General features: G+C 42.0%; 30 protein-coding genes, 1 tRNA gene and 1 other annotated feature (1 of these 32 running past the window's edge). Of the genes, 10 read left to right on the forward strand and 21 right to left on the reverse strand.

Features of this window, described 5'->3' with window-relative positions:
* Positions 1 to 45, reverse strand: a sequence feature (ribosomal protein L10 leader region) (it extends 125 nt beyond the left edge of the window).
* A 55-nt stretch (positions 46 to 100) separates the two neighbouring features.
* From rplA to rplS, 6 genes are all read right to left on the reverse strand, one after another.
* Positions 101 to 814, reverse strand: a complete 714-nt coding sequence (rplA, locus tag ACFFRD_RS08310) for a 50S ribosomal protein L1 (protein ID WP_012412093.1) — start codon at positions 812 to 814, stop codon at positions 101 to 103.
* 124 nt (positions 815 to 938) lie between these two features.
* Positions 939 to 1,364, reverse strand: a complete 426-nt coding sequence (rplK, locus tag ACFFRD_RS08315; protein ID WP_012412092.1) for a 50S ribosomal protein L11 — start codon at positions 1,362 to 1,364, stop codon at positions 939 to 941.
* A 6-nt stretch (positions 1,365 to 1,370) separates the two neighbouring features.
* Positions 1,371 to 2,012: a transcription termination/antitermination protein NusG gene (nusG, locus tag ACFFRD_RS08320; RefSeq protein WP_012412091.1), complete on the reverse strand. Its 642-nt coding sequence runs from the start codon at positions 2,010 to 2,012 to the stop codon at positions 1,371 to 1,373.
* Complete coding sequence (secE, locus tag ACFFRD_RS08325; RefSeq protein ID WP_012412090.1) at positions 2,012 to 2,233, reverse strand: preprotein translocase subunit SecE; 222 nt, start codon at positions 2,231 to 2,233, stop codon at positions 2,012 to 2,014. The genes nusG and secE overlap by 1 nt, the downstream gene beginning before the upstream one ends.
* Before the next feature lie 392 nt (positions 2,234 to 2,625).
* A tRNA-Trp gene (locus tag ACFFRD_RS08330) sits at positions 2,626 to 2,698 on the reverse strand.
* Between the two features lie 146 nt (positions 2,699 to 2,844).
* Positions 2,845 to 3,207, reverse strand: a complete 363-nt coding sequence (rplS, locus tag ACFFRD_RS08335) for a 50S ribosomal protein L19 (protein WP_114081431.1) — start codon at positions 3,205 to 3,207, stop codon at positions 2,845 to 2,847.
* A 160-nt stretch (positions 3,208 to 3,367) separates the two neighbouring features.
* On the opposite strand from rplS, the gene ACFFRD_RS08340 reads away from it, so the two are divergent.
* Positions 3,368 to 4,312 carry a glycosyltransferase family 2 protein gene (locus ACFFRD_RS08340; RefSeq protein ID WP_392481128.1) on the forward strand — a complete coding sequence of 315 codons (945 nt, stop codon included), beginning with the start codon at positions 3,368 to 3,370 and terminating at the stop codon, positions 4,310 to 4,312.
* Between the two features lie 292 nt (positions 4,313 to 4,604).
* Here ACFFRD_RS08340 and ACFFRD_RS08345 read toward each other — a convergent pair whose 3' ends face one another.
* On the reverse strand, positions 4,605 to 4,796 hold the full coding sequence (locus ACFFRD_RS08345; RefSeq protein WP_392483269.1) for a hypothetical protein: 192 nt from the start codon (positions 4,794 to 4,796) through the stop codon (positions 4,605 to 4,607).
* A 223-nt stretch (positions 4,797 to 5,019) separates the two neighbouring features.
* Here ACFFRD_RS08345 and ACFFRD_RS08350 point away from each other — a divergent pair, with 223 nt between their 5' ends.
* Positions 5,020 to 6,036 (forward strand): potassium channel family protein, encoded by a 1,017-nt coding sequence (locus tag ACFFRD_RS08350; protein WP_392481130.1) that lies wholly within the window; start codon positions 5,020 to 5,022, stop codon positions 6,034 to 6,036.
* 62 nt (positions 6,037 to 6,098) lie between these two features.
* Here ACFFRD_RS08350 and ACFFRD_RS08355 read toward each other — a convergent pair whose 3' ends face one another.
* Positions 6,099 to 6,875, reverse strand: a complete 777-nt coding sequence (locus ACFFRD_RS08355) for a class I SAM-dependent methyltransferase (RefSeq protein WP_392481131.1) — start codon at positions 6,873 to 6,875, stop codon at positions 6,099 to 6,101.
* 160 nt (positions 6,876 to 7,035) lie between these two features.
* Here ACFFRD_RS08355 and ACFFRD_RS08360 point away from each other — a divergent pair, with 160 nt between their 5' ends.
* Complete coding sequence (locus ACFFRD_RS08360; RefSeq protein ID WP_392481132.1) at positions 7,036 to 7,914, forward strand: LysR family transcriptional regulator; 879 nt, start codon at positions 7,036 to 7,038, stop codon at positions 7,912 to 7,914.
* Between the two features lie 15 nt (positions 7,915 to 7,929).
* On the opposite strand, the gene ACFFRD_RS08365 is transcribed toward ACFFRD_RS08360, so the two are convergent.
* From ACFFRD_RS08365 to ACFFRD_RS08390, 6 genes are all read right to left on the reverse strand, one after another.
* A complete protein-coding gene (locus ACFFRD_RS08365) occupies positions 7,930 to 8,487 on the reverse strand; it encodes a GNAT family N-acetyltransferase (RefSeq protein WP_392481133.1) in 558 nt (185 codons plus the stop codon).
* A gap of 151 nt (positions 8,488 to 8,638) precedes the next feature.
* Entirely contained in the window at positions 8,639 to 9,385 is a 747-nt protein-coding gene (locus ACFFRD_RS08370) for a DUF3445 domain-containing protein (protein ID WP_392483033.1), read from the reverse strand.
* 18 nt (positions 9,386 to 9,403) lie between these two features.
* Positions 9,404 to 9,676, reverse strand: a complete 273-nt coding sequence (locus ACFFRD_RS08375; RefSeq protein WP_392481134.1) for a hypothetical protein — start codon at positions 9,674 to 9,676, stop codon at positions 9,404 to 9,406.
* Positions 9,677 to 9,803: 127 nt separating this feature from the next.
* Positions 9,804 to 10,361, reverse strand: a complete 558-nt coding sequence (locus ACFFRD_RS08380; RefSeq protein ID WP_392481135.1) for a methylmalonic aciduria and homocystinuria type D protein — start codon at positions 10,359 to 10,361, stop codon at positions 9,804 to 9,806.
* A 298-nt stretch (positions 10,362 to 10,659) separates the two neighbouring features.
* Positions 10,660 to 10,866, reverse strand: a complete 207-nt coding sequence (locus ACFFRD_RS08385) for a glycogen debranching protein (protein WP_179073409.1) — start codon at positions 10,864 to 10,866, stop codon at positions 10,660 to 10,662.
* Positions 10,867 to 11,000: 134 nt separating this feature from the next.
* On the reverse strand, positions 11,001 to 11,654 hold the full coding sequence (locus tag ACFFRD_RS08390) for a MotA/TolQ/ExbB proton channel family protein (protein ID WP_392481137.1): 654 nt from the start codon (positions 11,652 to 11,654) through the stop codon (positions 11,001 to 11,003).
* A gap of 242 nt (positions 11,655 to 11,896) precedes the next feature.
* On the opposite strand from ACFFRD_RS08390, the gene ACFFRD_RS08395 reads away from it, so the two are divergent.
* Both ACFFRD_RS08395 and ACFFRD_RS08400 read left to right on the forward strand, forming a co-directional pair.
* Complete coding sequence (locus ACFFRD_RS08395; protein WP_372726492.1) at positions 11,897 to 12,010, forward strand: DUF6888 family protein; 114 nt, start codon at positions 11,897 to 11,899, stop codon at positions 12,008 to 12,010.
* Entirely contained in the window at positions 12,007 to 12,231 is a 225-nt protein-coding gene (locus ACFFRD_RS08400) for a DUF6887 family protein (protein WP_392481139.1), read from the forward strand. The genes ACFFRD_RS08395 and ACFFRD_RS08400 overlap by 4 nt, the downstream gene beginning before the upstream one ends.
* 3 nt (positions 12,232 to 12,234) lie before the next feature.
* Here the strand turns inward: ACFFRD_RS08400 and rsmH are convergent, their stop codons facing one another.
* The 4 genes from rsmH to ACFFRD_RS08420 form a co-directional block, all read right to left on the reverse strand.
* Positions 12,235 to 13,119, reverse strand: a complete 885-nt coding sequence (gene rsmH, locus ACFFRD_RS08405) for a 16S rRNA (cytosine(1402)-N(4))-methyltransferase RsmH (RefSeq protein WP_392481140.1) — start codon at positions 13,117 to 13,119, stop codon at positions 12,235 to 12,237.
* A gap of 569 nt (positions 13,120 to 13,688) precedes the next feature.
* Positions 13,689 to 15,569, reverse strand: coding sequence for a glutamine--fructose-6-phosphate transaminase (isomerizing) (gene glmS, locus ACFFRD_RS08410; RefSeq protein ID WP_392481141.1), 1,881 nt, complete (start codon positions 15,567 to 15,569; stop codon positions 13,689 to 13,691).
* A 392-nt stretch (positions 15,570 to 15,961) separates the two neighbouring features.
* The gene (gene psaC / locus ACFFRD_RS08415; protein WP_012411495.1) at positions 15,962 to 16,207 is read right to left on the reverse strand and encodes a photosystem I iron-sulfur center protein PsaC; all 246 of its coding nucleotides are present in this window, start codon (positions 16,205 to 16,207) and stop codon (positions 15,962 to 15,964) included.
* Positions 16,208 to 16,642: 435 nt separating this feature from the next.
* A complete protein-coding gene (locus ACFFRD_RS08420; RefSeq protein WP_392481142.1) occupies positions 16,643 to 17,266 on the reverse strand; it encodes a hypothetical protein in 624 nt (207 codons plus the stop codon).
* 552 nt (positions 17,267 to 17,818) lie between these two features.
* Here ACFFRD_RS08420 and ACFFRD_RS08425 point away from each other — a divergent pair.
* Both ACFFRD_RS08425 and ACFFRD_RS08430 read left to right on the forward strand, forming a co-directional pair.
* Positions 17,819 to 18,151 (forward strand): DUF565 domain-containing protein, encoded by a 333-nt coding sequence (locus tag ACFFRD_RS08425; protein WP_012411493.1) that lies wholly within the window; start codon positions 17,819 to 17,821, stop codon positions 18,149 to 18,151.
* An 83-nt stretch (positions 18,152 to 18,234) separates the two neighbouring features.
* Positions 18,235 to 19,287, forward strand: coding sequence for a glycerate kinase (locus ACFFRD_RS08430; protein ID WP_392481143.1), 1,053 nt, complete (start codon positions 18,235 to 18,237; stop codon positions 19,285 to 19,287).
* 319 nt (positions 19,288 to 19,606) lie between these two features.
* Here the strand turns inward: ACFFRD_RS08430 and ACFFRD_RS08435 are convergent, their stop codons facing one another.
* Positions 19,607 to 19,822, reverse strand: a complete 216-nt coding sequence (locus ACFFRD_RS08435) for a DUF2839 domain-containing protein (RefSeq protein WP_114081445.1) — start codon at positions 19,820 to 19,822, stop codon at positions 19,607 to 19,609.
* 92 nt (positions 19,823 to 19,914) lie between these two features.
* The gene (locus ACFFRD_RS08440; protein ID WP_392481144.1) at positions 19,915 to 21,483 is read right to left on the reverse strand and encodes an ATP-dependent DNA helicase; all 1,569 of its coding nucleotides are present in this window, start codon (positions 21,481 to 21,483) and stop codon (positions 19,915 to 19,917) included.
* A gap of 173 nt (positions 21,484 to 21,656) precedes the next feature.
* Between ACFFRD_RS08440 and ACFFRD_RS08445 the strand changes: the two genes are divergently transcribed.
* Positions 21,657 to 22,628: a M48 family metallopeptidase gene (locus ACFFRD_RS08445; RefSeq protein WP_190961150.1), complete on the forward strand. Its 972-nt coding sequence runs from the start codon at positions 21,657 to 21,659 to the stop codon at positions 22,626 to 22,628.
* A gap of 195 nt (positions 22,629 to 22,823) precedes the next feature.
* On the forward strand, positions 22,824 to 23,249 hold the full coding sequence (locus ACFFRD_RS08450; RefSeq protein ID WP_392481145.1) for a hypothetical protein: 426 nt from the start codon (positions 22,824 to 22,826) through the stop codon (positions 23,247 to 23,249).
* A gap of 151 nt (positions 23,250 to 23,400) precedes the next feature.
* Here the strand turns inward: ACFFRD_RS08450 and ACFFRD_RS08455 are convergent, their stop codons facing one another.
* Positions 23,401 to 23,958 (reverse strand): Uma2 family endonuclease, encoded by a 558-nt coding sequence (locus tag ACFFRD_RS08455; protein ID WP_392481146.1) that lies wholly within the window; start codon positions 23,956 to 23,958, stop codon positions 23,401 to 23,403.
* A gap of 102 nt (positions 23,959 to 24,060) precedes the next feature.
* Here ACFFRD_RS08455 and lysS point away from each other — a divergent pair, with 102 nt between their 5' ends.
* Positions 24,061 to 25,746: a lysine--tRNA ligase gene (gene lysS, locus ACFFRD_RS08460; RefSeq protein ID WP_392481147.1), complete on the forward strand. Its 1,686-nt coding sequence runs from the start codon at positions 24,061 to 24,063 to the stop codon at positions 25,744 to 25,746.
* The last annotated feature ends 107 nt before the right edge of the window (positions 25,747 to 25,853 follow it).

Raw genomic sequence — 25,853 nt, forward strand, 5'->3', positions numbered from 1 at the left:
TAAGCTATTAGCACCTGCTGTCTCCGGCTTTGCCTATTCGATTTTATGATTAGTCATTTGTCCTTTGTTTTTGTCTTTACAAATGACTAATGACTAAAAATTAACCTACTTCGCTCAGTTTTAAATCTCGTAGGGCGGTGACATCAATTTTAATTGATGGCCCCATTGTGGCTGACACATAAAATGTGCGCCAATAACGACCTTTAGCTCCTGAAGGACGGTTACGGTCAATCGTCTCCTGCAATGCCTTCAGGTTGACTAACAAATCTTCAGGCGAGAAGGTTGTCTTACCAAACATAACATGAACGATACCAGTTCTGTCAGCTCGGAATTCTAATTTACCAGCTTTGAATTCTGCGATCGCACTTGCTATATCAAATGTTACGGTTCCACCTTTGGGCGATGGCATCAAACCACGGGGGCCTAGCAACTTACCTAACTTTGCCACCTGTGGCATCACATCTGGTGTGGCAATCAGCTTGTCAAAATCCATTCTACCTTTCTGGATTTCGTCAATTAGTTCTTCTGACCCAACTATATCAGCCCCAGCGTTGCTGGCTTCGTTTACCTTTTCGCCTCTGGCTATCACTGCCACCCGAACAATTTGTCCTGTACCTTTAGGCAGTGCTACCGTTGTCCGCAACTGTTGGTCTGTATATTTGGGGTCAATTCCTAACCGGATATGCGCTTCGGCTGCTTCAACAAATTTAGCTGTTGCTGTGTCTTTGAGAAGGGCTAAAGCTTCTAAAGGATGATAATCCTTATCTTCTACTTTTGCTTGCAGCGTCTGCAAACGACGCGATATTTTTGCCATTTTTTTCTCCTGGGGTAATTCCGAAGCCTCGCCTCTCCCCCGATAATTTTTTATGAGTCCTTTGTCATCTGTCCTTTGTTCTTTGTCATTTCATATTTTTTTACTAATGACCAATGACCAATGACTAATCTTTGACCGTTATACCCATATTCTTAGCCGTTCCTGCCACAATCTTCATTGCCGCGTCGATGTCGTTGGCATTGAGGTCGGGGAGTTTTGTTTGGGCTATTTCTTGCAATTGGGCTTTAGTAATTGAGCCAACCTTCTTTTTGTTGGGTTCATTTGAGCCTTTTTCAACTTTCGCCGCTTTCCGAATCAGCACTGATGCTGGTGGCGTTTTGAGTACAAATGTAAAACTCCGGTCTTCAAAAACCGAAATTTCTACAGGTATCACCATTCCAGCTTGGTCTGCTGTTTTGGCGTTGTACTCCTTGCAGAACATCATGATGTTAACACCATGTTGACCCAAGGCGGGCCCAACTGGTGGTGCTGGGTTGGCTTTTCCAGCATTCAGGGCCAGTTTAATGACCGCCACTACTTTCTTCGCCATTTGTATTTAACTCTGTTTCTCTACCTGATTAAATTCCAATTCTACTGGTGTATCCCTGCCGAAAATTGAGAGCAAGGCTTTAAGTTTACTCCGTTCTGGAGATACTTCAATTACCTCGCCTTCAAAGTCTTTAAATGGACCAGAAAGCACCATTATCTTATCACCAGTAGCCATGTCAATTTTGACAACAGCTTCTTGTTCGCTGGTTTGTTTGAATATACGTTCAACTTCCGAAGAACTCAGTGGTATGGGGTGGACATGACCGCGACCCTTGCTGCTACCACGTTTTTGTTCTGAACCGACAAAGTTAATTACATGAGAGGTGTTTCGTACCACCTGCCAGGTATCATCATCCATCATCATCCGCACCAGCACATAGCCAGGAAAAACTTTTTCTTCTGTATGCTGACGACTGCCATCTTTGCGGATTTTCACCGCTGGCGTTTGCGGAATTTCTACCTGGATAATTTTGTCAGCTACATCAAAAGTTTGAATGCGTTGCTCCAAGTTAGTCTTTACACGCTTTTCACAGCCTGAAGCTACTTGTACAGCATACCAGCGTGCTTCTTTTGACGCTGCTTCTGCTGTTTCTCCTGTTTCCTCCGACTGCAACGTGGAGTTGCGAGGTTCGTCTGTTGCAAAAGTCATCAGAACACCTGTTTTGCTGCCCAACCAAACAATCCATCGACCAAGTATATCAAAGATGCGGAGAGTGCCACCATTAACAACACAGCAGCGGATTCGCTCACTATTTGCTTCCGACTGGGCCAAACTACTTTGTCAAGTTCTTCTTTGGTTCCCTGTATGAAGTTGCCTAAGCTAAAACCATTTGTGTTTTCTGGTAATTCTGCTTCACTTTTTTTGGCCACGACCCTTTATCCCCCCGTTTCTTACTCAATTTTGGATTTTGGATTTTGGATTTTGGATTTTAGATTTACCATGCGCTTTAAGGCAAAGGTACTTAATTTCAGATTCTGGGTTGTGCATTTATTTTGATTTTTTGTCAATCCCTTCGGGTTCAGCAGTCACTCATGGGGGAAAACCCCTTAGCGAAGCGTTTCGTAGAGAAGACCGGGCTGCTTCACCAAAATCTAAAATTTAAAATCTAAAATTTGTTCTTCCAGTTTTGCAGTTTCGACTCTATTTTACTTAATTGAAAGCAAAACAACTGCAAATACAATAAGTTTACCCGAAATTATTATCACTAACTGCTAATGTAGCAGCTGCGTAATTATTTCGGGCTTTATTTTTTGCTCTTGAGCGCGCCCTGGAGGACTTGAACCCCCGACATCAGGTTTTGGAGACCTGCGTTCTACCAACTGAACTAAGAGCGCACAAGCTGTTTTGTATTCACTTATTGCGCTGAACTAAATTTTAGTTTAACGCAACATGCGATTTCTATCATACTTCAATTTGGTTGAGAAAACAAGTTAGCGGCAGATGCCGCTTGAGATTTCTCCCACAATGAAAGAAGCACGAATCACAAAGGGCGGTCAAACCGTTGCTTAATCCGGGTTGCCTTACCTACGCGATCGCGGAGATAATACAGTTTAGCACGGCGGACTTTACCACGACGTAATACCTTGATGCTATCAATCCGGGGAGAATGCAACAGAAATACGCGCTCAACGCCTACACCTTGAAAAACCTTACGGACTGTAATAGTTTCGTTGATGCCACCATTGCGTTTGGCAATCACTACTCCTTCGTAGGGTTGTACCCGGTATTTTTCGCCTTCTTTAATTTTCACTCCTACTTTTACGGTGTCGCCCACAAAAATGTCGGGCAAATTTGATTTTAGCTGTTCCGCTTCAATGGAGCGGATAATCTCTTGAGCGCTCATAGTCTTTCTGTCTGCTTAAAAAAAAACCCACGATCATCAATCATAAATCGATAATCCTATTTCAGTCTACTTCTACTTATTGGAGATTGATAATTTTACTGAGACAAGACTCGGTAGATCGAAGCTATATTGCAAAATGCTGTACCACAGGTGTAAATTTATGAAATTTAGCGTCGTCATCAGTACCTATAATCGCTTGAACTTGCTGCAAAGAGCAATTGAGTCGGCTCGGAACCAAACCATTGAGTGTGAGGTGGTTGTTGCCGATGACTGTTCTTCTGATGATACCCAAACATATCTCAAAAGCTTAGGGGACAAGGTTGTCTATCATCGGAATGAAGTGAACCTTGGTCATGCCGCAACGGTAAATGCTGGAGTTGCCAAAGCTAGCGGCGACTGGATTAAGTTTTTAGATGATGACGATTATTTAGCTCCCAACTGCATAGAAGAGATGGCTAAGGCGATCGCACTTCATCCCGATGCTGTAATCTGTTCTTGTGTCGCGGCTCAGGTAGATGGTAATGAAGTTGAACTCAGTCGCACCCCGCAAGTTGGCCCTGGTTTAGCTTTTTATGTCCCCCAAGCCGATATTCATTACGGTATGCTCTTAGAGCTTGTACCCTTTGGCACACCTGTACAAGTGGCTTGCCGACGTGATGCTTTTGTGCAAACTGGTGGTTGGGATTCCACACTTGATGCTAACTGTGATGACATCGATTCGTGGATTAGGATTGCTCAGTTTGGTGATGCTATTTTCTTTAACCAGTGTCTTGCGTACCGAACTATTTGGCCCGGTGCATATAATCAAAAGTTTTCTTTGTCTCGGCGGTTGGCAACAAATATTTTGATGAAAGAAAAAATTTATGCCTTGGTAAATGAGCAACATCGCTCAAAGATTCCCGGCTTTCAAGATATAAAAAATTACCTGAAACTCCATTGGATTTTAGTATCACTGAAGCAAAAAAACCTCAAGAGCTTTTTTTCAATGATAGATCCATCTATATTTTCTCCTAAGTCTTGGAAGTTTTTGCTCACTGCTGCCTCATCACGTCGCTCTCAGGGAAACAATTCTGAAGTTCGTAAACTTGTATTGATTGATTCATAAGGGACTATTATTTGTAAATTTGTAGGGGTACAAAGCCTTGCGCCCCAATACTTTTCAGTTAAGGGGGGAGGAACGCGAAAAAGTGAGATCATCGTGAAAAGAGCAGGGGGAGTGAAGAGAAAATTTTAGTATTTTTTTTACGAGCCTTATAGCCCAATACGCTTGGGTTAAGAGCTACTGGCAAAAATTTTGGGTTTTCGAGACGCGATAAATCGCCGTTTCTACAAGTGTTTTGGTCTTATCTAAACTGTATTGCCTCATAGCCCTAAAAGACCATTTATAAAGTAAATCTTTAGACGGCTGAACAGCGTAACATAATACGAGTCATAACGGCATAAACGGCATATATGGCAGCTTCGCTCATTTGCGGAAAACGTTCGTAATCCTTATCTGCACCGAGAACACTAAATACACCGAGATAACAATCCCAATCTCGACGAGAGAGTAGCTTTTGCAATACTACGTTAAACCTGATTATCTGCATATCTGCCCAAATAGGCTTCTAGGGATTAGAGCTTCATGTAAAGTTAAAGATGAATATTTTTAAGTATTAGGAGTATTGAGTTTGGATAAATTGTAGTTTAAATGTACTAAAAAAGACTAATGCTATAAAGTTAGTAGAAAACTAGAAAAAGTAGGCTAAAAGTACTATTGTTACGTCATTCTCAACACTTGAGCAAAAATATCAACGTATCCAAAAGGAGTTAATGGCCGGGGCGATCGCTCTTGGCGGTGTTTTCCTCATTGGCACTTTGTGGTACTCATTAGTTGAGGGCTGGTCATGGGAAGATGCAGCGTACATGACAGTCATCACTTTAGCTACTGTGGGATACGGAGAGACACACCCACTGGGTAGCCGAGGAAGATTGTTTACGATTGCCCTGATTTTGTTGGGTGTAGTCAATATCGGTTACATTGTCAACAGATTTACAGAAGCGATCATTCAAGGCTACTTTCAACAAGGAATTCGGCTACAACAACAGAGGCGGTTAATGGAATCCCTAACAGAACATTACATCATCTGTGGATTTAGTCGGACTGGTCGTCAAATTTCTAAAGAATTTCGGGCAGAAGGTGTATCTTTTGTAGTGATTGATTCAGATATGGAATCTGTGCAAAGGGCGCAGACAGAAGGTTACACGGCATATCAAGGTGATGCTACATTAGATGACACACTTTTAAAAGTTGGTATTGAACGGGCGATTTGTATTGTTGCAGCCCTGCCTTCCGATGCTGAAAATTTATACATTGTTTTATCAGCCAAAACACTGAATTTAGGAATTCGGGTGATTGCCCGCGCAAGTACAGAAGAAGCTTTGCAGAAGTTACGACGCGGTGGTGCAGATGAGGTTATATCCCCCTATATTACTGGTGGGAAGCGCATGGCTGCTGCGGCACTCAGACCCCAGGTTTTGGACTTTGTAGACGGGATTTTGACAGGTGCAGACCGTCAGTTGTATATGGAAGAATTTTTACTCGACCCGGCTTTTTGTCCCTTTGTCGGTCAAAGTTTGCAGAAAGCGAGATTGCGATCGCAATCTGGGGCATTAGTTCTGGCAATTCGCCGCGTTGATGGGACTCTTATCGGTGGTCCCACTGGCGATACAGTCTTAATGTCAGGCGATCGGCTAATTGGTATGGGTACAGCTGAACAGTTGCGTAGCCTTAATCAAATTCTCGGCCCGATTAATTCCAAGGAACTGCGGCGACCGAAAAATAGTTGATTTTATTTTTCCTTAATTACTTCTTATACTAAAGCCTTTGCATACTTTGATTATCAAGCAATCTAAAGTTTGATGGCAACGATACGAATTCTCCGATAGTCGGCTGTCCAATTACCTTCTTGATACAGTGTCGGCAAAAGATGCTCTTCCACCGTGCGAATTATTTGTATTTTTTGGTCAGCAGACAGTCCTGCTAGAAAAGCATCGGCAAACATTTCAAGCCAGTTCGCCATCCCCGCTTCGCCTTCTGTTAGGGGAGTAGGACGAGCAAACAAAGTGGCATAAGTAACATCAAAGCCTTGTTGTTCTAGTAGGGTAGCGTACTCACCAATACTAGGGAAATACCAAGGATTCAGTGCTTGTGGAGAGATAGCGATCGCCTCTAAAGCACTGTACAAAGCTGTGACGATCGCTTGAACATTTCCCTTACCACCAAATTCTGCAACAAAACGCCCCCCAGGTTTTAACGCTTGATGTATGGAAGCGATCGCCGCATCTGCTTCTTTAATCCAATGTAAAACAGCGTTGGAAAATACAGCATCCAATGGTTTCAATACTTGAAAATCTCTGGCATCAGCAACATCAAAGCGTAGATGGGGATAATTTTGTCTTGCTGTCTCAATCATCGAAGATGCGCGATCGATTCCAGTCACTTCAGCCCCGGCTTGAGCAATTTTTTCTGTTAGTTGCCCAGTCCCACAGCCAAGATCCAAAATGGATTCTCCGGGCTTGGGATTGAGTACTTTCAGCAAGTTCTCGCCATATTGCCAGACAAAGGCGTGTTTATCCTCATACAGGTCTGTGTTCCAATTATTGTCAAGTAATGGAAGATTATTCATAAACTATGAAATTACATTGCAGAGTATTGGTTTGCTAGTCGTCAACCAAGTTCGGTAGGTTGATGACTGCATAATCATCACAATAAAAAATATTATTAATTATGTCCAATATATATTTTGACCTTAACTAATATTTAAAAGATATAAGTTCAGGTAACAGATGGAATTACGACACCTGCGCTACTTTGTCACCTTGGCAGAAGAACTGCACTTTGGAAGGGCAGCAGAAAGATTGCACATTGCCCAACCTCCCTTAAGTCAACAAATTCGCCAGCTAGAGAAGGAATTGGGCTTTGAACTGTTTCATCGCACAAAACGAAGCGTGAATTTAACAGAAGCGGGGGTAGTTTTTCTGGATGAAGTTCAACAAATTCTCAGGCAATTGCAGCAGGCAATCCAAGTCGGGCAACAAATTAGTCGCGGTGAACTCGGAGAATTAGCGATCGGCTTTGTCAGTTCTGCTGCGTATAATATTTTGCCAACTATTTTGCGAAACTTTCGGAATTGTGCCCCCGGTGTGAGTCTAGAGTTGCATGAACTGACTACAGATCAACAGTTAGAGTGGTTACGCACAGGTCGGATAGATGTAGGGTTTGTTCGTCCACCTGTGGAGGAAAATACATTTAGCTGGGAAATAATTTTTCAAGAGTCGCTGATAGTAGCATTACCTGAAGCACATTTGCTAGCAAATCAATCTTATGTGTGTTTGCGATCGCTTGCTAATGAACCCTTTATTTTATTTCCGAGAATATTAGCGCCTGGACTCTACGACTTAATTATTAGTCTCTGTCAGCAAGCAGGCTTTAGTCCCTCTGTAAGTCAACAAGCCATTCAGATGCAAACAATTGTTAGCTTAGTGGCAGCCGAAATAGGTATTGCAATTGTGCCGGCATCTTTACAAAATTTGCAACGAACTGGGGTAGTTTATAAAAATATCGAGCCAGTCAGTCCAAAAGTTGCCATTGCAATGATTTGGCGCAGTAGCGAGACATCCCCAACAATACAGAGATTTCTGGAGATTGTAAAACACATAATTTAATTTATTCCTGGCGATTTATTTACCAATCAGTATCCATTGCAAAAATCTGCAAATGGCTGTTAAATCCTCTGATTGCGGCTGTTCTCCCTCAGTAGCTGAAGATAGCCATTTTTGCATACGGATACAAGGTATATAAATTCCAGTACTTGAAATTATGTAAGTTTCGCCAAACTCTTGATAACCAGATGCTTCATAAAAAGGTTTAGCAGTGATTGATGCACAAACAGCTAATGTATTGATGTTTTCGGACAAAGCTTTGCGTTCCATTGCTTTTAGTAACTCTGTACCAATTCCTTGTCGCACATATTGAGGATGGACATAAATTGCACTCACCCAATATTTGGAATACGCAGAGAAACCAACAATTTTTTCTCCAATTTCAGCAACAAAAACTATATCTTTTGTATCTTTGCCTTCTAAGTCATTTAATTGTTTATCGTTCAATAAGCCTTGAATCTGTTCAGGATTATAATCTTGGGAACAAAGTCTCTGTATAGCATCTCTTTGGATATCGAAAATCTGATTTCTATCTTGCGGTTGGGCTAGGCGAATTTTGATGTGATTAGGCTGCATTTAAGTTATTACTAGTACACTGTGGCGGAAGTTTGCCTACCTTTAACAATGGGATTTTGCCCCTTGTTAGCCCCAAGTCTTGTCATTGAGATGGTAACTGGATTTACGGCACGCTGTACTAGGTTTTAACACATCTTTTGATACATTACGCTTAACTCAGCCACTGCAAAATATTGGCTTTGCTCTCTGTCAAGCCTTTATAAACTAGCGATTCTGGTGTCATAGATTCGATTGCCTCACGCAGCTTAGACCGTAACACTAGGTCTTTTCTTACTACACCACAATCTCTAAAGTAAGTACGAATAGTAAACAGCGCTGCTTCATACTCTGGTAGCCCCCAAATTACTTGACGCTCAATTCGCAGATAAAGTCTGGGATGCTGCGAATCAAAGTTTCTACCTTGCCATTGGCTAACTGATACATCAGGCGGCGCTTGGGGATGGTGGTTAAGGCGGGTGTTGGTACTCAAACCCCAAGCAAAGCGCACCATCGGTTTGTGTGTAATCATTGTATGAGCGATCGCACCTGCACGCCGATTAATTTTTTCCATACCAGCCACAGGTTTATGGATTGTGGCAAAATCTTTACCAATTTTCTCTTCAGCTGACCAGTGGTTCGGATAGCAGAGATGAACTGCACTCAACCAGTTGTTACCATCAGCAGAACGGCAGATAACTGTCAGGTCTTCTTGTACCTGTGCTGATAAAGCATCAAAGGTAGAAGCATAAGCTGGAACAACAGAACTACCCTCAACTTGCTTTAACTGCAACTCTGAATCTAAATAGAGAGTTTCTTTGGTAAGTTGGCTGTGAAATTTCAGAGTGTTATCTATTGACTTTTGGTAGTGAAAATGCTGTGGGTGTTCTTGAGTGAGGCGATTAATTATTAAACGAGCGATGTCTACGACGGGCTACGCCTACGCACCTGTCACAGCCTGAGAATAATTGCAGGTTTGGTAGTACTTGTTCAACCGTTCCCCACGGGCTAAAAGTTTAGCTTGACGGTAGTGGGCGAAATTATCATCAATTTGAAATACCTGCTGATCAGCTTGAGTGTTACCAAAACAGGAACCAAAAGCCATCATCCCCGGCTTGACTTCGTAGCGTCCACTCATCAGAGGGAAGTAGTAAGCCGCACTATTAGAGGCTTCGACTGTCTTAGCTTCCTGAAAGAATTTGTTTGGAGACACAGGTACTGCTACGCGTCTTTACATACCCATTTCTAACATACATGAAGGGGTGAGGAAGTAATAACCAATGCCCAATGCCCAATGCCCAATGACTAATGACTAATGACTAATGACTAATGACTAATGACTAATAATCAATTTCTTTCCACCCATGCATAGCTGCTATACCTTTAGTAACCCATTCGATCAAAATTGGCGGAGCTTCTGATATCAAAATGCTAGGATAAACTGCTGCGCCCCATTCGGGATGCACTAGTACACGGCATTGATTTTTAATCACTGGATAGTTGAGCAAAGCTTTGACAACTGCTGTGTCATCATGGGGAATTGCTCCAGGATGACACAGTAAAGGGTAGCCTGTACGAGGGTCGATTAGGTCAGTTAAATAGCCGCGATCGCGCAGATTAAATGCTAAATCACAGCCAAATCGCATAAACTTTTCTCGTAAGCGTTCTTTCTCTGACTCTACTTCTGTCGTCTTTTTGACTAATTGATAACGCGATTGTTGCAAGACAATCACTACTCGTAAAAACGGTTGCCGTTTCCAATCCGGTAATATCCGTTCGCAGTTGGCACAGATATATTGACTGGGAGCATGAATTGAAATTTGAACCGCTTGTCCTGTTTCGCCAACTAAATTAATGGGACAGGCTTGCTCCGAAGTGTAAACTTTGGGATAGTTCACTAAATTGATTCGGCTTATACAAGTTTTTTAATTTAATCTACGGTATAGATGATAGCTCTTAAAAGTTCAGAAAAATCATCATTTTCCTCTCTTATGTTACTTTTTTTAGAAGCATTTGCTAATAATTTGAGAATTTTAATCCGAATTTTATCCTTTATTAACCTGTTGTCATGGGATTTGTTGCGATCGCTGTAGGCATTAGGATAAGTCTAGACAAGCGATCCTTATGGTGGGCTACGCCTACGTTCCTGAAATCCGTTCGATTAAAACCCCAAAAAATTAACTCCATCTCACCCAATTAATTGAGTTTTAAAGAATTCACTGGCACTTCATCCCAAGAATCAACTGTCCGCAATTGCGCTATCCAACCCTCTGCTTTTTGCTTCTCGGTCAAATTATTCTGAAAGGAATCATGACACTCTTTAGCTTGAGATTCATTACAAGTAGCAATACAGGCATGAATCATCCCAGACGGATCAATTTGCTCGTTTACCCAAATAGTCATGGAATATTTCCTCGAAAAGTGTAGCGAAAAAGCTATTTGTTATTTTAGAACACTATTAGAGTCAAAAATTGCAGAGCAAAATCAGTAACAAGTAGTGATTAGCGATTGCTAATTTACAATTATTCAGTTCCGCTTCATTTGGCAGGTGTATAGGATTTATCGCCTCTTTCGTAGCGTCGGCGGTAGAGTAATTCTAACTGTCCACCATATTCTTGAATCCAAGCTATCTGGCGCTGATAGAGTCCACGGAAAGTATTAGCAAATAATAGTGTAAAGATTGCTACTACTAATCCTGATGCTGTGGATACTAAAGCTTCACTAATTCCAGATGTGACACCTGTTGTTTTAGTACCTCCCACATCTCCAATATTTAGAGAGGCAAAGGAGTTAATTAATCCTAAGACAGTGCCGAGAAGTCCCAACAACGGCGCAAGACCAATAATTGTCTCAAAAATATTTTGCGATCGCTTAAGTAAGGGAATTTCGGCTTGTGCTTCGCTTTCTAATGCCAAACGAAATTCTTCTGGTGTCGCCTCTTCTAACTCTAAAGCTGCTAAAAAAATTCGGGCAATGGGTAAATCAGTATTTTTTTGCAACTTATCTAAAGCACTAACTACATTATCAAGGCGATAAAGCTGTAGCACCTCTCGCACTACCTTATTTTGCCGATTATTTATTCTTACCCAAAAGATGATCCGCTCGATAATCAGCGCTACTCCTAACAAAGAGAAGGCTAGCAGAGGCCACATGACCACGCCACCTGCTGTAAACAGATTACTAATTTCCATTTATTATTTTTTAACTATTCAACAACGCTAGATTAGCAGATCGTTGAGATGGAGTAGTTTAACACTGCATTGTAGTGACAGTAGCTTTTGGGCTATCCTCAGTTTGATCGATTGCGATCGCAGGTTATTGAGAATTTATTTATAGCAGTAACTTTAACAAATGTTAAGGAGTTTAGATTATTCCTACACCAGAACAAAAAACACAGTGCTACATATTGTGCTGCTGGTTTACTAAGCTTTACTTGCCTATTAATATCGTTCGTATGGATGAACGGACAAAAAATCTATTCTTCTTGGCAGGTGAGGAAAATATTATAGAAATATACCCTAACGGCAAATGGAGATACATAGGATGAGCAAGTCTAATTTTCATGCAATGAGTCAGAAAGAGCTACATGATTACGTTCTTGCTCATCGGGAAGATCAAGAAGCCTTCTACGCTTATGTGGATAAGCTGCATCTCGAAGGTAATTGGATTGAAATGCCACCGTTACAGTCAGAACAGGATTTAGAAAATTATCCTCAGTTCATTGAGCGTATTCGCAGCAGTTCCGAGCCACAAGATGGAGCAGCTTAAGGCTTACAGCAGCTTTTCTGCTATCCTCAACTTGGCCGATCGCGATCGCGGATTTTTCCCAATTTCCTCTTCCTGAGCAATAATCGGCTTTTTTGTCAAGACTTTTAATAAAGGTGAATTTCTTAAACCATGCTTCACCGGGCGGTCTTCCAGACTATGAAAACTGATAATCGCAATTCTGCCACCAGGGACAAGGGCATTTGGGGCTTTATCCAAAAAGGTTTCTAGGGATTTTAACTCATCGTTGACGACAATTCGTAGAGCTTGAAAAACCCGGGTAGCGGGGTGAATTCTCCCATAACGGTATTTTGGGGGAACTGAAGAAGCGATCGCATCAGCCAATTCTGTAGTCGTGTGCAACGGTCGCCGTTCTACAATACGACGAGCAATGCGCCGCGATAATCTCTCTTCACCGTACTTAAAGAAAATATCAGCTAATTCTGCTTCATCCCAATTATTAATCACATCAGCAGCAGTTAGCGATCGCCCTCGATCCATTCGCATATCCAAATTTGCAGCTTGGCGAAAGCTGAAACCCCTTTCTGCTTGGTCTAAATGGTAAGAACTTACCCCCAAATCCGCTAAGATACCATCGAAAGTATTGGGGGGAAACTCATAGTCAGCAAAATTGCTGTAAATAAATTGTACGCGATCGCCAAACTCTGCCAATTCTTTCCTCGCTGCTGCTAAAGCATCCTCATCTTGGTCAATTGCCGTTAATTTTACATCTGGTGCGGCTGCTAAAATTAAACGGCTGTGACCTCCACCTCCTACCGTCGTATCAAGATAATGACCTCCGGGAGATACCGCTAGACCTGCAATTACTTCTTGCGGTAACACTGGTAGATGGGAAAATATTGGTTCTTCAATAGCTAGCTGACGATTCATGAGACTTAAGGCAAAAAACCACAGATGAACTTTAATTATGTATTCTTTTGTTTGTGTCTTTGTGTGTTCCTAATTAAAAATAGTTTTTAAACCACTAAGAGACTAGGTACGAACGACTTCACAGGCTTATTGCCCCCAGCGCTTTGAAAGGATGTTTTAAAAGTGGGGGCTATTTTTCAAAACTACATCTTTTTTTACTTCTTATATTATTGAAACTGATATTTTGTTTAATTGTAAACAACAAAAACTTATCTTTTCTCTTGCCTGACTACTTAGTCAATTTTTGTCTTGCCTTGGAATGACTTTTTCAGCAAACCCTAATTAACTTTGATGTTATCGGATCAAATTTTTACGGGCTTGTCTGTAGTATAAATACGTTCTAAAAATATACATTCAAGTTTCCGCGATCGCATTTGGATAATTTTACCCTTTACTGCAAATCCAGCGAATAATTACTTAAGTATTAATAAATATATTATACTTATAATCTATTGCCATAAAAATGGCTTCTGCAAGCCATAGAACTTCTTCAGAAGCCATTATAAATTAATTTCACGTATAAAATTATACTATTCTACAGTAACACTTTTAGCAAGGTTACGAGGCTGATCGACATCCAAACCGCGACGGGCGGCAATGTGATAAGCCAATAATTGCAAAGGAACTACTGTCAGAATTGGAGAAAGTAACTCTTCTACATGAGAGACGGGAAGAAGATCGTTAAAGATTTCCGCAGCTTCGCCATCGTTGACGGGAGTAACGCCAATTAACCTAGAATCTCTGGCTTTGGCTTCTTGAGCATTAGAAATAACTTTTTCGTAAACACTACCAGGTATTGCGATCGCAACTACTGGTACTTTTGCATCTAAAAGTGCGATCGGGCCATGTTTCATCTCTCCAGCCGGATACCCTTCGGCGTGAATATAGCTTATTTCTTTTAATTTCAACGCCCCTTCTAAAGCAATGGGGAAGTTGATTCCTCTCCCGATAAAGATGAAATCTTGGGTTTCGGCAAATTCGTGGGCTAGCTGTTCAGTTAAACGTTCCTGACTTTCCAAAGTTGCTTCAATTTCTTTAGGAATCTGCCGTAACCCGTTAATAATTTGATCTAATGTATCTTTTGAAACTGTCTGACGACGGGCGGCTAAATCCAATGCCAAAGCATAAAACGCCATCAGTTGAGCAGTAAAAGTTTTTGTCGCCGCCACCCCAATTTCAATTCCTGCTAGGGTACTGATGACATGTGGCACTAGATGACCAAGGCTGCTTTCGGGGCGATTGGTAATACCCAGTAGTCGCGCTTGATATTTAGGTTCTCTCCCTTGGCGACGTTCTTTTTCCATTGTCAAAGCTGCTAGGGTATCAGCAGTTTCGCCTGATTGGGTAACACCGATAATCAACGTGTTAGCCGTCACGGGTGATGGTGCATAGCGATACTCAGAAGCGTAATGTACCTGAGTAGAAATTCCTGCTAATTGTTCGAGTAAATATTTTCCGATTAATGCTGCGTGCCAACTAGTACCGCAGGCAAGGATCTGAATTTGTTCTAAATCGTTGTATAAATCCGCAGGTAAACCAAGATTGATTGGTGATTCGGTAGATTCGGCTGGATTGAAGTAAGCGTCTAAACTAGCTCTTACTACTCCTGGTTGCTCATGAATTTCTTTGAGCATGAAGTGTTTGAATCCCTGCTTTTCTACCAATGCAGGATTGAAGTTGAGCAGCCGGGGTTGCTTTTTCAACCTGTCGCCAGCAAAATTGTAAATCTCAACACCTAAAGGAGTGAGACGGGCAATTTCGCCATTTTCTAAAGGTAGCACTGCGCGGGTGTAAGCAACGATCGCAGGCGTGTCAGACGCACAAAAGAATTCTCCTTGCCCAAAACCAATTACCAAAGGTGCTTGTTGGCGAACAACAATCAATTCATCGGGGTAGTCAGCAGAAATAACTGCGATCGCAAATGCCCCGTGTAAGTGGTTAACGGCTTGGCGAACTGCTTCTAAAAAGGGGGATGAGGAAGATGAGGGGGGAATATTCTTTAAAAATTCGGCTATGAGATGGGGAATTACTTCAGTATCAGTTTCAGAAACAAACTGGTGTCCTTTTGCTTTAAGTTCTTCGCGTAAGTCGCGGTAATTTTCGATAATGCCATTTTGTACCACCGCCACTCGCTTTGCCGTATCTAAATGGGGATGGGCGTTGTATTCTTCTGGTTTACCATGAGTAGCCCAACGAGTGTGACCAATACCAATTTGGGCGGGGGTTTCTATTTGTTCTAGTTTAGAGCGTAGGTTATGCAGTTTGCCCTTTGCCCGCACACAATTAACCTCACCTTCCCAAACAGTGGCGATTCCAGCAGAATCGTAGCCCCTGTACTCTAGTTTTTCCAGCCCAGCCAGTAAAATGTCTGTCGCCGCTTGAGTGCCTATATATCCAACGATTCCGCACATTGTTCACACCGCTTTTTTTCAGGATAATTAAATCCAGTATAGTGTTTAGCACAAACTCGACGTTTTGCAAAGAAAAAAGGGAGTAATATTACTCCCTCTACCACTAGGTATTGTTATGGATTTTGGGCTTTTAAAGCAGATTCACAGTCAGCTTTTGACCTGACAGTACAAATACGCTTCTAGGATTTAAGTACCCAGAGATTTTTATCCCCAATCTAAAATTAAAATTTCGTAAAGCAGGTAGTGTCCACTCTACGATGCTAAAGGTGCTTGATATTGACACACTTCAAAGTCTTAAGTTCCGAGTTCCGAGTTCTGAGTGAAGAATCAAGAAATTAGCTTTTTTGATTTACTTCTTTTTGTCTCAGCACTCAGCACTCGGCACTAGCTTTTTAGTAAGCCAGACCCATACTGCGAGTTGTTTCAGCGCCCAGGTAAACCCGGATGCTCAAAAAGTCGGTGGGACAAGCGGTTTCGCAGCGCTTACAGCCAACGCAGTCTTCTGTACGGGGTGAAGAGGCAATTTGAGCAGCTTTACAGCCATCCCAAGGAACCATCTCAAGTACATCAGTAGGGCAAGCGCGGACGCATTGGGTGCAGCCAATGCAGGTATCGTAGATTTTTACGGTGTGAGACATTGAAAAAACCGCTCCTTTCGAGTGTTCTTCTCTGCGAAAGAATCATAATCAACGCATAGTTTACCGCAGTGTTTGATAGGCCGTAATCAAAAGGCTACATAACTTCAAACAATGTAATGAGCACGCCTAATAAGTCGTTTTTCCGAGATTGCCCCGATTGCTCTATTTATTAGCAACATCAGATGAGCGTATTTACTCTAGCCCTATACCATAATGGGGTTTAATAGTAAAAATAAATGAAACAAAAGTCAATCTACAAAGCTAAATGCAGAAGTTATCTATGGTAACTATTTAGCAATCCTTATACCGATTCTATGTAAAGCTGTACTTGATTAATGTAGGGGCAATACATAAATTGCCCCTACAGCTTCTAGATTTTCATAACTCTTAATAAGCACATTTTCAAACAGAAAATTCAATTCTGATTGCTATAGATTATGGACTCAGCACTAGTTGCCATTCTCTGTTTTGGGAATTCCATTTAGGTAATTGAGTTTCACCGACAACATAGGGGCCCCAATAACGACGGGAGCCATCTTGTGCGAAGGCAACTAAAATATCTCCCTTCTCCAGCTTTAAATTATTCTGAGGTAGGGATAGAACCAGTCCCTTCTCACTACCTTCTTGAGGGGCAAAATCCCAATGTGCCGGTACATCGTAGTTAGCCTGTTTAGTACCAGAGCCTTTTGCTACCGACTGTCGCGCCAGTAGAGCCAGGCGTACAGGTTGATTTGTTTGATTACTCATCCGCAAAGTCCCTTGATTCTTAGCTTTGCTTGCTGATTTATCACGTTCTGCTAAGACAGGATAAGTATTCTCTTTACTACTATGTTCTACTTTATTGGTTGGAGTAGATAGATTAACGGAAATACCTTTTTCAGATGTAACAGGTTTAGATAAATTTGTCTCCCACTCTTGAGTTTCACTTGGCAGTTGTGAAGATGTATCTGGGTTTGTGGACTCAAAGGATACACTCACTCCAAAGCATCCCACCAGAGCAACAAGCAGTCCCAAGCAACAAGCTGTAACACCGACGTTACGATACACTAAAGATTTCATATTGATAGTTTTTAGAAATAAATATTTTGTCTAGGCTTGACCAAATAGTAGCCTATTATCACGAAAGACAATTATGAAAAGTAGCTTAAGATAGATTTTATTCAGATTAAGCACATCAATGTATTATAAGTATCATTTTGATTAGAAAATATTTGGAGGGAATTATTTCATTGATGACTGAAAAACAACAGTTACAGACACTAATTGCTTTGTGTATTGACCGTAGGCTTGGATAAAAACAAGAAAATTCGATACCGAACCAGCCAATGTATTTGTATAGAAAAATAAGAATATCGTGAGAATACTAGCAGAGACAACAAAGTGTCTTTTGCCAGCCCAGATGATAAATATATTTCATCTTGAGTTAGAACAAGCAGCCTTGAAACCGCCTGTGCTTCCTTAAAGATGATAAGATGTGCAAATTTCAATCAACGCTGGAAAGCCAGCATATATCTATAATATTAACAAATAAGCTTAGGCTACAACCAATATATTCTTTAATAATATAAAGATATTTCAAGATATCTTGACTTTTTCCCAGAAGTCTATCTGATGCAAAACACTCGTCTGAATAACTTGTTGGATGCCATTGCTACACGCTTAGGGCAATGGTTTTTAAATCCTTGGCGGCGATTATCGTTGCTGATAATTAGTTTTTTGTTTGGTTTTTTTCTGGGAAACGCAGTTTCCACTACAGCTGGTCAACGGGCAGAGTTAGATATTGTGGTAGCTGGTTTTTTAGTAGTGTTAACGGAAGTCACCAGTAGGATATTTTACAGCCAGAGCTTTTTTACTAGGCGATCGCTCTTTGTAGACTCCCTAAATCTCCTCAAAGTTGGTTTCACCTACAGCCTGTTTCTCGAAGCCTTTAAGCTGGGATCGTGAGAATGGGCAAGGGGCAGGGGGTAAGGGGACAAGGGGACAAGGGGACAAGGGGACAGGGAGACAGAGGGGCATAAGGGGAAATTATGAGTTTGTGGCTGGGTGAAATTTTAATTTCAGAAACTGTAACTGAAACTTGGCAGCAGCAAGCAAAAAAAGCGGTTTTAGCAGATAGGTTAAGGGCAAAAGCTTTTGGGATCGTGCCGGAAAATGTCGATGAAGCGATCGCTTTTCGATCGCATTTACTAAAATCTGTCCTCCCAGCTTTTAGCCAATTCTGCCAAACTACCCTCCAAATCGAACCCAAGAAAATGTTACAGGTTTTGTGGGACTTGTGGCTGCCTTTGGGGATCAAACTAGCATCGCAGCGCCAACAGTTGGAACGCCCTCTGATTCAAGGAATATTAGGAGGACAAGGCACTGGTAAAACTACAATGTCTAAAGTTCTCAGTTTGATTCTGAATCAGTTGGGATACCGGACTCTGAGTTTTTCTTTGGATGACTTATATAAAACTTACAGCGATCGCTTGGTCTTAACACAGCAAGATCCCCGCTTGATTTGGCGCGGCCCACCAGGAACCCACGATGTAGATTTAGGCTTAGATGTACTAGATCAGATCCGTCAGTCGCAAAGTTCAGTTATGGTTCCCCGGTTTGATAAATCTGCATACAAAGGCGCTGGCGATCGCACTACTTCAGAAATGGTTACAGATGTAGATATTGTATTATTTGAAGGTTGGTTTGTGGGTGTGCGACCAATTAACCCAGATATATTTGATATTGCACCACCGCCAATTGTCACAAATGAAGATAGAGCATTTGCTCGTGATATGAATCTTCGCCTCCATGATTATTTACCACTGTGGGATCGATTGGACAGCTTAATTTTGCTATATCCAACCGATTATCGCTGTTCTTTGGAGTGGCGCAAACAGGCGGAACAGCAGATGATTGCTGCGGGGAAGTCGGGAATGACCAATGCAGAGATAGAGGAATTTGTCAATTATTTTTGGCGATCGCTTCACCCGGAATTATTTATCAAGCCCTTGGTAAAAGATGCAACAGCAGTTGATCTAGTGGTTGAAATTCATGCCGATCATAGCTTTGGTGAAGTGTATTGCGATCGGGCTAATTCGTAATTCGTAATTCGTAATGGGCTATGCACCGCTACGCTAACGTAATTCGTAATGTTATGTGCGGGTAATAGTTATAATTCCCAAAGCCATTGTATTCCTCACGTCAGTTGCTCGCTTGGGCAAACGCCTTAGTGCTAGCCTCTCCATTTGGGAAAAGATCGCGCTGGCTCCTTTTAATGCCCTCCTTACTTGCGGGCTATCCATTTCCCGGATCTTTACCAACAAAACCACAACTCACTTAAACATAAGACTAATGGATAGACCACAAGGGAAGGGGAGTAAGATTCAAGGTTTCTTGGAGCGAGAAAATTAACAGCAGGATTTAGTAGACTACTTGCCACCAACCGAAAGCTGGGCCAATAAAACGGATAGTTGCCCATCCTATAACCATAAGGATAATGCCTATCCAAGCACCACGAGTTGTCCAGCTGACAAATTGTTCGCCTTGAATTTTTGTGATGGGAAGCCAAGGCAAGATTCGAGTCTCTTGACCGTATGTTTCCCCTTGTGTGGTTTTGCGACGCTTTGCTTCACCCATAATCAGCAACTCAAATTTTACTTAGGTTCTAAATTTATCTTGCCAGGAATCATGGCTATAGACAATTGGGGAATGGGGAATGGGAAATGACTTTAAGCAGAATTTTCCTCATCGGTATTAGAAAACAAACTTGGGTCGAGATAGTTAATACGTGCCAGAGGGCTTAAGGCAGTAAGAATTTGAGCGCCGTAGCTACGATTAACTACACGACTATCAAGTAAAGCAACAATGCTTTGACTTTCTCGGACTGGCGCGATCGCTCTTTGTAATTCATTCAAGGCTGCTGGCAATAAATATAAACGAAACCAGTCTTGATGCGATCGCTTATAAAGAGCTACCCTACCAGCTACTAGTGGATTTTCTAAAGATGGTAAAGGTAAAGTAGCAATAATTAACAAATGGGGTGCTGGCAAAACTCGTTGATGTTCTCGCCAAAATTCCCAACCGCTAATTAAAATACCATTTTCATCTAAACAAGTTTTTTCTACCTGGACTCGTGAACCAAACTCTGATGCCAGAATTGTCGCCACTTGAGCCTTTAGTGGTACATCTCCCACCAAGACAACCGTTAATCCTGGTGCTGTAGCACTTAGACAAACCAGTGTGCGGACTTTGTGAATAAATGCCGCTTGAAATTCTGGCGTGTTAGGTAAGGGCAATTTATAGGGTACATACAGTTGAATTGCTTCCGCTTGACTCTCCGAGGAGAATTTCAGGCAAGTTAAATCTTCCAAACCAAGGCGCTGTCGGAAAAGAGGAGCCTCAGTTTCCGGTTCTATAGCGCTGCCAATCAAAACTACTGGTTGTCGCTGCCATAAGGGTAAGAGGATTTCTCTTAATTCCATTGGGGCATAGTGCAAAGAAAATAAACCTTGTCTATGGGCTATAGTCGCCCAGAAGAGAGGAGGGGGAGCAGGGGAAGCAGGGGGGGAAAGATTTTCATCAAGGGTTTGAAATTGTTGCCAGAATTGTTTCCAGGGTTCTGGCAGTGATTGTACTGACTCTAAAGCTAAATAGAGACGGCTTAAAATATCTATTTCTGGCTGGGAAATTAGATAGCAGTGATATGGATTAACAGGATGCTGAAAAAGTTCGTGCGTCAGTTGTACCCGTGCTTCGCTAATTGCCTCAGCTTGATTTGGACAAGCCAGCATGAGTTCATCCCAATCATGGGGTTCAATATCTTGGGTAAGTTGATCGCGCACCCAATCTTCGAGATCGTCTACCCCATCAATAATTGTAGGGATGCCTTCGGGAAAGCGATCGCCACCAGCAAATTGTCCTCTTAACCAAGCTTCTGGAGAGGTTAACAGTAGCCCTTGGAACTCAGCATCAGGCCAAGCGTCACCTGTTCTAATTGATTTATTGGCTGGTAGCCACTGCTGTAGACGCGGAATTTCTATCCGCAGCAGAAGTTGCTGCACTGGTTCTTGAGCAACAATAATTACAGGGCCGTGCCACATTAGGGCTGATGCTACAAAACTAGTGCGATACCGCCCTTGATAGCCACAAACCGCTCCTACTTGAATTAGGGCACTACGTCCCAGGCGCAAGGCGCGTGCTACCAACCGTGCCATCGTCAAATGATGGGGCCAGGAAGGGAACCCCGCTTGCGATCGCAAAAAGTTATGTAGTGACAAATGAACTTCTGCCTCAATCACACGCTTTTAATTCCATACAAAGTGATTTTTACTTCCAATTGCCCCATTTGTATTATCTTGTCATTTGTTATTTGTCCTTTGTTCTTTGTCATTTGTCAGTTGTCCTTTATCCTTTGCTAATGACCAATGACCAATGACTAATGACCAATTCCCAATTCCCAATTCCCTAAATTATGCCAACTTACACAGGAATTTCCAGCGAAGCCTTCAGGCATCCACTAGATCGCCAAGCCGAGCAAGCTTTACGAAATTTACCGGGATTTGATTTAATCGCTCGTAAATTTGTGGAATTTATCTACGAACGCCCTCAATTAGTCTATCTAATGGGTAACACCATCCAAGTCGGGCCGCGTCAGTATTCCACTATTTACCAGATGTTTCGGGAATGCGTCCGAGATTTGGACATTTACCCAGAACCCGCACTGTTTGTCTCGCAAGATCCCCAAGCAAATAGCTATGCACTGGGGCAAGAGAATCCTTACATAGTCATAAATACAGGGATACTAGACTTACTAGACGAAGCTGAGATTCGGGCGGTGCTAGCCCATGAACTGGGGCATATTAAATGTGGTCATACTATTTTAATTCAAATGGCGATGTGGGCGATGAGTGCTGCTTCTGCCTTGGGCGAATTGACCTTTGGTCTCGGTAATCTTGTAACGCAAGGCTTGATTTACGCCTTTTTTGAGTGGCGGCGCAAAGCCGAGCTATCGTCAGATCGCGCCGCACTACTGGTAATGGATGACTTAAATCCTGTAATGTCAACCATGATGAAACTCTCTGGCGGTAGCCACAAATATGCCAATGAATGTAGTTTACAAGAATTTATCAAGCAGTCAGAAAATTATCAGGCACTGGATGAAGATGGACTGAATCAGATATATAAATTTTTGATTTACAACGGCGCTCAGGGTACGATGTTAAGTCATCCTTTCCCCGTTGAACGCCTGCATTACTTAAGGGCGTGGGCAGTATCCGAAGAATACCAGCAAATTCGCCGAGGAAATTATCAGCGATCGCCTGCTTCTGGCTCAGTAAATGTTTCAGCAGAATCTTCCCCAAATGAAACAGATAATTTACGCCGTCAAATTGAAGAATTACGACGGGAAATCAACAGAATGAGAAGACCTGATACTGATTCGTAATTAAGGAGCAATCACCGTAGGGCGGGCACTGGTATTAGTAAATAGTGCCTAGCCTACTTAATATTGATGCAAGATGCTAATTATACCACGTTAACGCACTCTTTGGGGTAGGATAAATTCAATATTCAAAATTAAAAACTTGAAAATTGCTTAACTATATCTGAGCATTAAATTTAGATGTAGGCATTTATCAATATGGCAATTCAATTGACAAAACGGCTTTCTGTGTTCGCTACTATTCTAGCTCTTGTCCTTTCCATGCCGGGAATTGCCTTAGCTACACCGGTTCAACTCCATACTACTTCTGGAGTCATTTTCGCCCAAATTACCAAAACTGCAAGTTACTCCACCTTGTCGGATATTAATCTGACTCCCTTACAACGCCAAGAACTCCAGGCTGTGCGTCAGCGAAGAAACAGAGAAATTGAGGCAGTTTTAAACACATCACAACGCGCTCAACTTAATCGCAATCTCCGGGCTGGTAATAATATGAATCAAGCCCTAGTAAAGCTAAATTTACAACCAGAACAGCAAGATTTAGTCAAGGCGATCATACAATTTACTAACTTGAAAATGAAAGCTATTTCATCTAGGCATTCGCTAACAGTAGACTATAAATAAAGGTTTGACTTGTGCATTAGATTATTAAATCGTTGTCATAGAAGATATCAATCATATTTTCTATGAGAGTCTTTTGGATAAAATGCGATCGCTTGATCGCACTTTTTTTTTAAAGTTAAAAAACTGTGATACTCAATTTCTGTCACCTAAGTTATGGAAACAGTTGACTAATCTGAACTTCAATTTCTGGAAATGCAATCAAGGATAACGTTGCATCTTCCTGCAAAATCAATTGTTGATTGTAGCCTTGCAAACCCGGTTCACGGAAAACATAAACCTGACGCTGATTCACATCCAAAATCCAGTAATCAGCAATTCCTGCCTTAGCATATAAAGGTGATTTCTGTTTGCGATCGGTGTCTAGCGTTGTATCTGCTACCTCAATCAATAAAAAGATTTCATTGGGTGCAGGATGATGATCAATGTACTTTCGCGCATCAATGCGGATAACGGCAATATCTGGTTCAGGTTCCGAGTATTGGCTTAATTGAATGGGATCTTGCACCCGAACTAAGGCAACTTCTGCTAGCGAACGCTTGAGATAATCAGACGCACACAGCGTTGTTGCTGCGTGTGGAGGATTTTTGGCACTCATGGGGATAACTTGCCCATCAATCAGTTCTACCCGTTCATCGGCTGTGATAATACCCGTCTCAAGCATTCGGTGATATTCATCTACATTCCACAAGCGCACTCTAGTTTGTGTCATTGTATTTGGTTTGGCGATATTATCATCTACAAAGTGCAAATATCTCTTACTCTCAACTTTTGCAGCATCTATAATTAATCTTGCCCTATTTAGTTCGTTACCATGTCGGAAGAAGATATCCGGGCCGCCAGGCTGGAGAAAGTAGAACAACTCAAGCAGCTAGGGACTAATCCCTATGCCTATCGTTGGGAATCTACCCATCATGCAGCGCAGTTGCAAGAAAAGTTTGCTGATTTAGCCAGTGGTGAAGAAGTTGATTTAGAAGTTGCGATCGCTGGACGCATTATGGCGCGTCGCGTTTTCGGTAAACTGGCTTTCTTCACCTTGCAAGATGAAACTGGCACAATTCAGCTTTATTTGGATAAAAATCGCATCCAAGAAAGCATGGCAGATATTGATGCTGATGCCTTCAATCATTTAAAACAACTCACAGATGCAGGCGATATCCTGGGAGTTAAAGGTACTATTAAACGGACTGAAAAGGGCGAGTTATCTGTCTACGTTAAACAATATACTATCCTGACTAAATCCCTGTTGCCGCTACCCGACAAGTGGCATGGATTAACGGATGTTGCCAAGCGCTACCGTCAGCGCTACGTTGACTTGATTGTTAACCCGGAAGTGCGGCAAACTTTCCGCCGTCGCGCCCAAATTACTGCCGGTATTCGCCGCTATTTAGAAGAACGGGATTTTCTGGAAATTGAAACGCCAGTTTTGCAAAGTGAGACTGGGGGTGCAGATGCGCGTCCATTTATCACCTACCACAACACCTTAGATATGGAGTTGTATCTGCGAATTGCCACAGAACTTCATCTCAAGCGGTTGATTGTAGGTGGTTTTGAAAAGGTGTTTGAATTGGGGCGGGTTTTCCGTAATGAGGGAATTTCGACTCGACATAATCCCGAATTTACGACGATTGAAGTTTACCAAGCCTACGCCGACTACAACGATATGATGGCGCTGACTGAGGGAATTATTACCACTGTCGCCCAAGATGTACTCGGCACGCTGCAAATCACCTACCAAGGGGAACCTATAGATTTGACACCACCTTGGCGGCGAGTGACAATGCACGATTTAGTTAAAGAATTTACAGGCTTAGATTTCAATTCTTTCCAAACATTGGAAGAAGCAAAAACAGCGAGTAAAAATGCTGGTATTCCTGGTATAGATGAAGCCAAATCAATTGGTAAATTACTAAATTTAGCTTTTGAAGAGAAAGTAGAAGCTAATTTAATTCAACCTACCTTTGTCATTGATTACCCAGTAGAAATTTCGCCCTTAGCAAAACCCCATCGTTCTCAACCTGGTTTGGTGGAAAGATTTGAGTTATTTATCGTCGGGCGAGAAACTGGAAACAGCTTCTCAGAACTTACAGATCCCATCGATCAAAGAGAACGCCTAGAAGCCCAAGCCGAAAGAAAAGCTGCTGGTGACTTAGAAGCCCAAGGTGTAGATGAAGACTTTTTGACAGCCCTTGAATACGGTATGCCGCCTACGGGTGGCTTAGGGATTGGGATTGATCGGTTGGTAATGTTATTAACTGATTCTGCTAGTATTCGAGATGTAATTGCCTTCCCGCTACTCAAGCCTGAAGGCAGTGTTATTAAGCAATTTACCTATGAGCCAACAACTCAAACACTGACTATTGAATTTGATAGTGGAAGTGTTTACGAGTATTTCAAAGTACCTCCTAGTGTCAAGGAAGACTTAGACAATGCACCGTCTAAAGGTCAATACTTTAACAAGCTTATTAAAGGTAAATTTAAGTTTGAACAGTTGAGTTGACCTACTTAAGCATATAAACATTTGGGTGCGTTATGGCTTTGCCTAACGCACCATTTTTATTACCTAACCTGAGTTCGGGTTAAGCCAGAAGCTAAAAAGCTTATTCT

The sequence above is a fragment of the Nostoc sp. C110 genome (assembly GCF_043099725.1).
GTDB lineage: Bacteria > Cyanobacteriota > Cyanobacteriia > Cyanobacteriales > Nostocaceae > Nostoc > Nostoc muscorum_A.

Coding starts and splice junctions, on each gene's coding strand:
- ACFFRD_RS08430 (WP_392481143.1), top strand. CDS start 18,235: ATGAGTTTGTGGCTGGGTGAAATTTTAATTTCAGAAACTGTAACTGAA.
- rplK (WP_012412092.1), bottom strand. CDS start 1,364: ATGGCGAAGAAAGTAGTGGCGGTCATTAAACTGGCCCTGAATGCTGGA.
- glmS (WP_392481141.1), bottom strand. CDS start 15,569: ATGTGCGGAATCGTTGGATATATAGGCACTCAAGCGGCGACAGACATT.
- ACFFRD_RS08400 (WP_392481139.1), top strand. CDS start 12,007: ATGAGCAAGTCTAATTTTCATGCAATGAGTCAGAAAGAGCTACATGAT.
- ACFFRD_RS08360 (WP_392481132.1), top strand. CDS start 7,036: ATGGAATTACGACACCTGCGCTACTTTGTCACCTTGGCAGAAGAACTG.
- ACFFRD_RS08390 (WP_392481137.1), bottom strand. CDS start 11,654: ATGGAAATTAGTAATCTGTTTACAGCAGGTGGCGTGGTCATGTGGCCT.
- ACFFRD_RS08350 (WP_392481130.1), top strand. CDS start 5,020: ATGGCCGGGGCGATCGCTCTTGGCGGTGTTTTCCTCATTGGCACTTTG.
- rplS (WP_114081431.1), bottom strand. CDS start 3,207: ATGAGCGCTCAAGAGATTATCCGCTCCATTGAAGCGGAACAGCTAAAA.
- ACFFRD_RS08340 (WP_392481128.1), top strand. CDS start 3,368: ATGAAATTTAGCGTCGTCATCAGTACCTATAATCGCTTGAACTTGCTG.
- rsmH (WP_392481140.1), bottom strand. CDS start 13,119: ATGAATCGTCAGCTAGCTATTGAAGAACCAATATTTTCCCATCTACCA.
- lysS (WP_392481147.1), top strand. CDS start 24,061: ATGTCGGAAGAAGATATCCGGGCCGCCAGGCTGGAGAAAGTAGAACAA.
- ACFFRD_RS08365 (WP_392481133.1), bottom strand. CDS start 8,487: ATGCAGCCTAATCACATCAAAATTCGCCTAGCCCAACCGCAAGATAGA.
- ACFFRD_RS08355 (WP_392481131.1), bottom strand. CDS start 6,875: ATGAATAATCTTCCATTACTTGACAATAATTGGAACACAGACCTGTAT.
- ACFFRD_RS08345 (WP_392483269.1), bottom strand. CDS start 4,796: ATGCAGATAATCAGGTTTAACGTAGTATTGCAAAAGCTACTCTCTCGT.
- ACFFRD_RS08450 (WP_392481145.1), top strand. CDS start 22,824: ATGGCAATTCAATTGACAAAACGGCTTTCTGTGTTCGCTACTATTCTA.
- ACFFRD_RS08385 (WP_179073409.1), bottom strand. CDS start 10,866: ATGACTATTTGGGTAAACGAGCAAATTGATCCGTCTGGGATGATTCAT.
- rplA (WP_012412093.1), bottom strand. CDS start 814: ATGGCAAAAATATCGCGTCGTTTGCAGACGCTGCAAGCAAAAGTAGAA.
- ACFFRD_RS08455 (WP_392481146.1), bottom strand. CDS start 23,958: ATGACACAAACTAGAGTGCGCTTGTGGAATGTAGATGAATATCACCGA.
- ACFFRD_RS08445 (WP_190961150.1), top strand. CDS start 21,657: ATGCCAACTTACACAGGAATTTCCAGCGAAGCCTTCAGGCATCCACTA.
- nusG (WP_012412091.1), bottom strand. CDS start 2,012: ATGACTTTTGCAACAGACGAACCTCGCAACTCCACGTTGCAGTCGGAG.
- ACFFRD_RS08420 (WP_392481142.1), bottom strand. CDS start 17,266: ATGAAATCTTTAGTGTATCGTAACGTCGGTGTTACAGCTTGTTGCTTG.
- ACFFRD_RS08425 (WP_012411493.1), top strand. CDS start 17,819: ATGCAAAACACTCGTCTGAATAACTTGTTGGATGCCATTGCTACACGC.
- psaC (WP_012411495.1), bottom strand. CDS start 16,207: ATGTCTCACACCGTAAAAATCTACGATACCTGCATTGGCTGCACCCAA.
- ACFFRD_RS08435 (WP_114081445.1), bottom strand. CDS start 19,822: ATGGGTGAAGCAAAGCGTCGCAAAACCACACAAGGGGAAACATACGGT.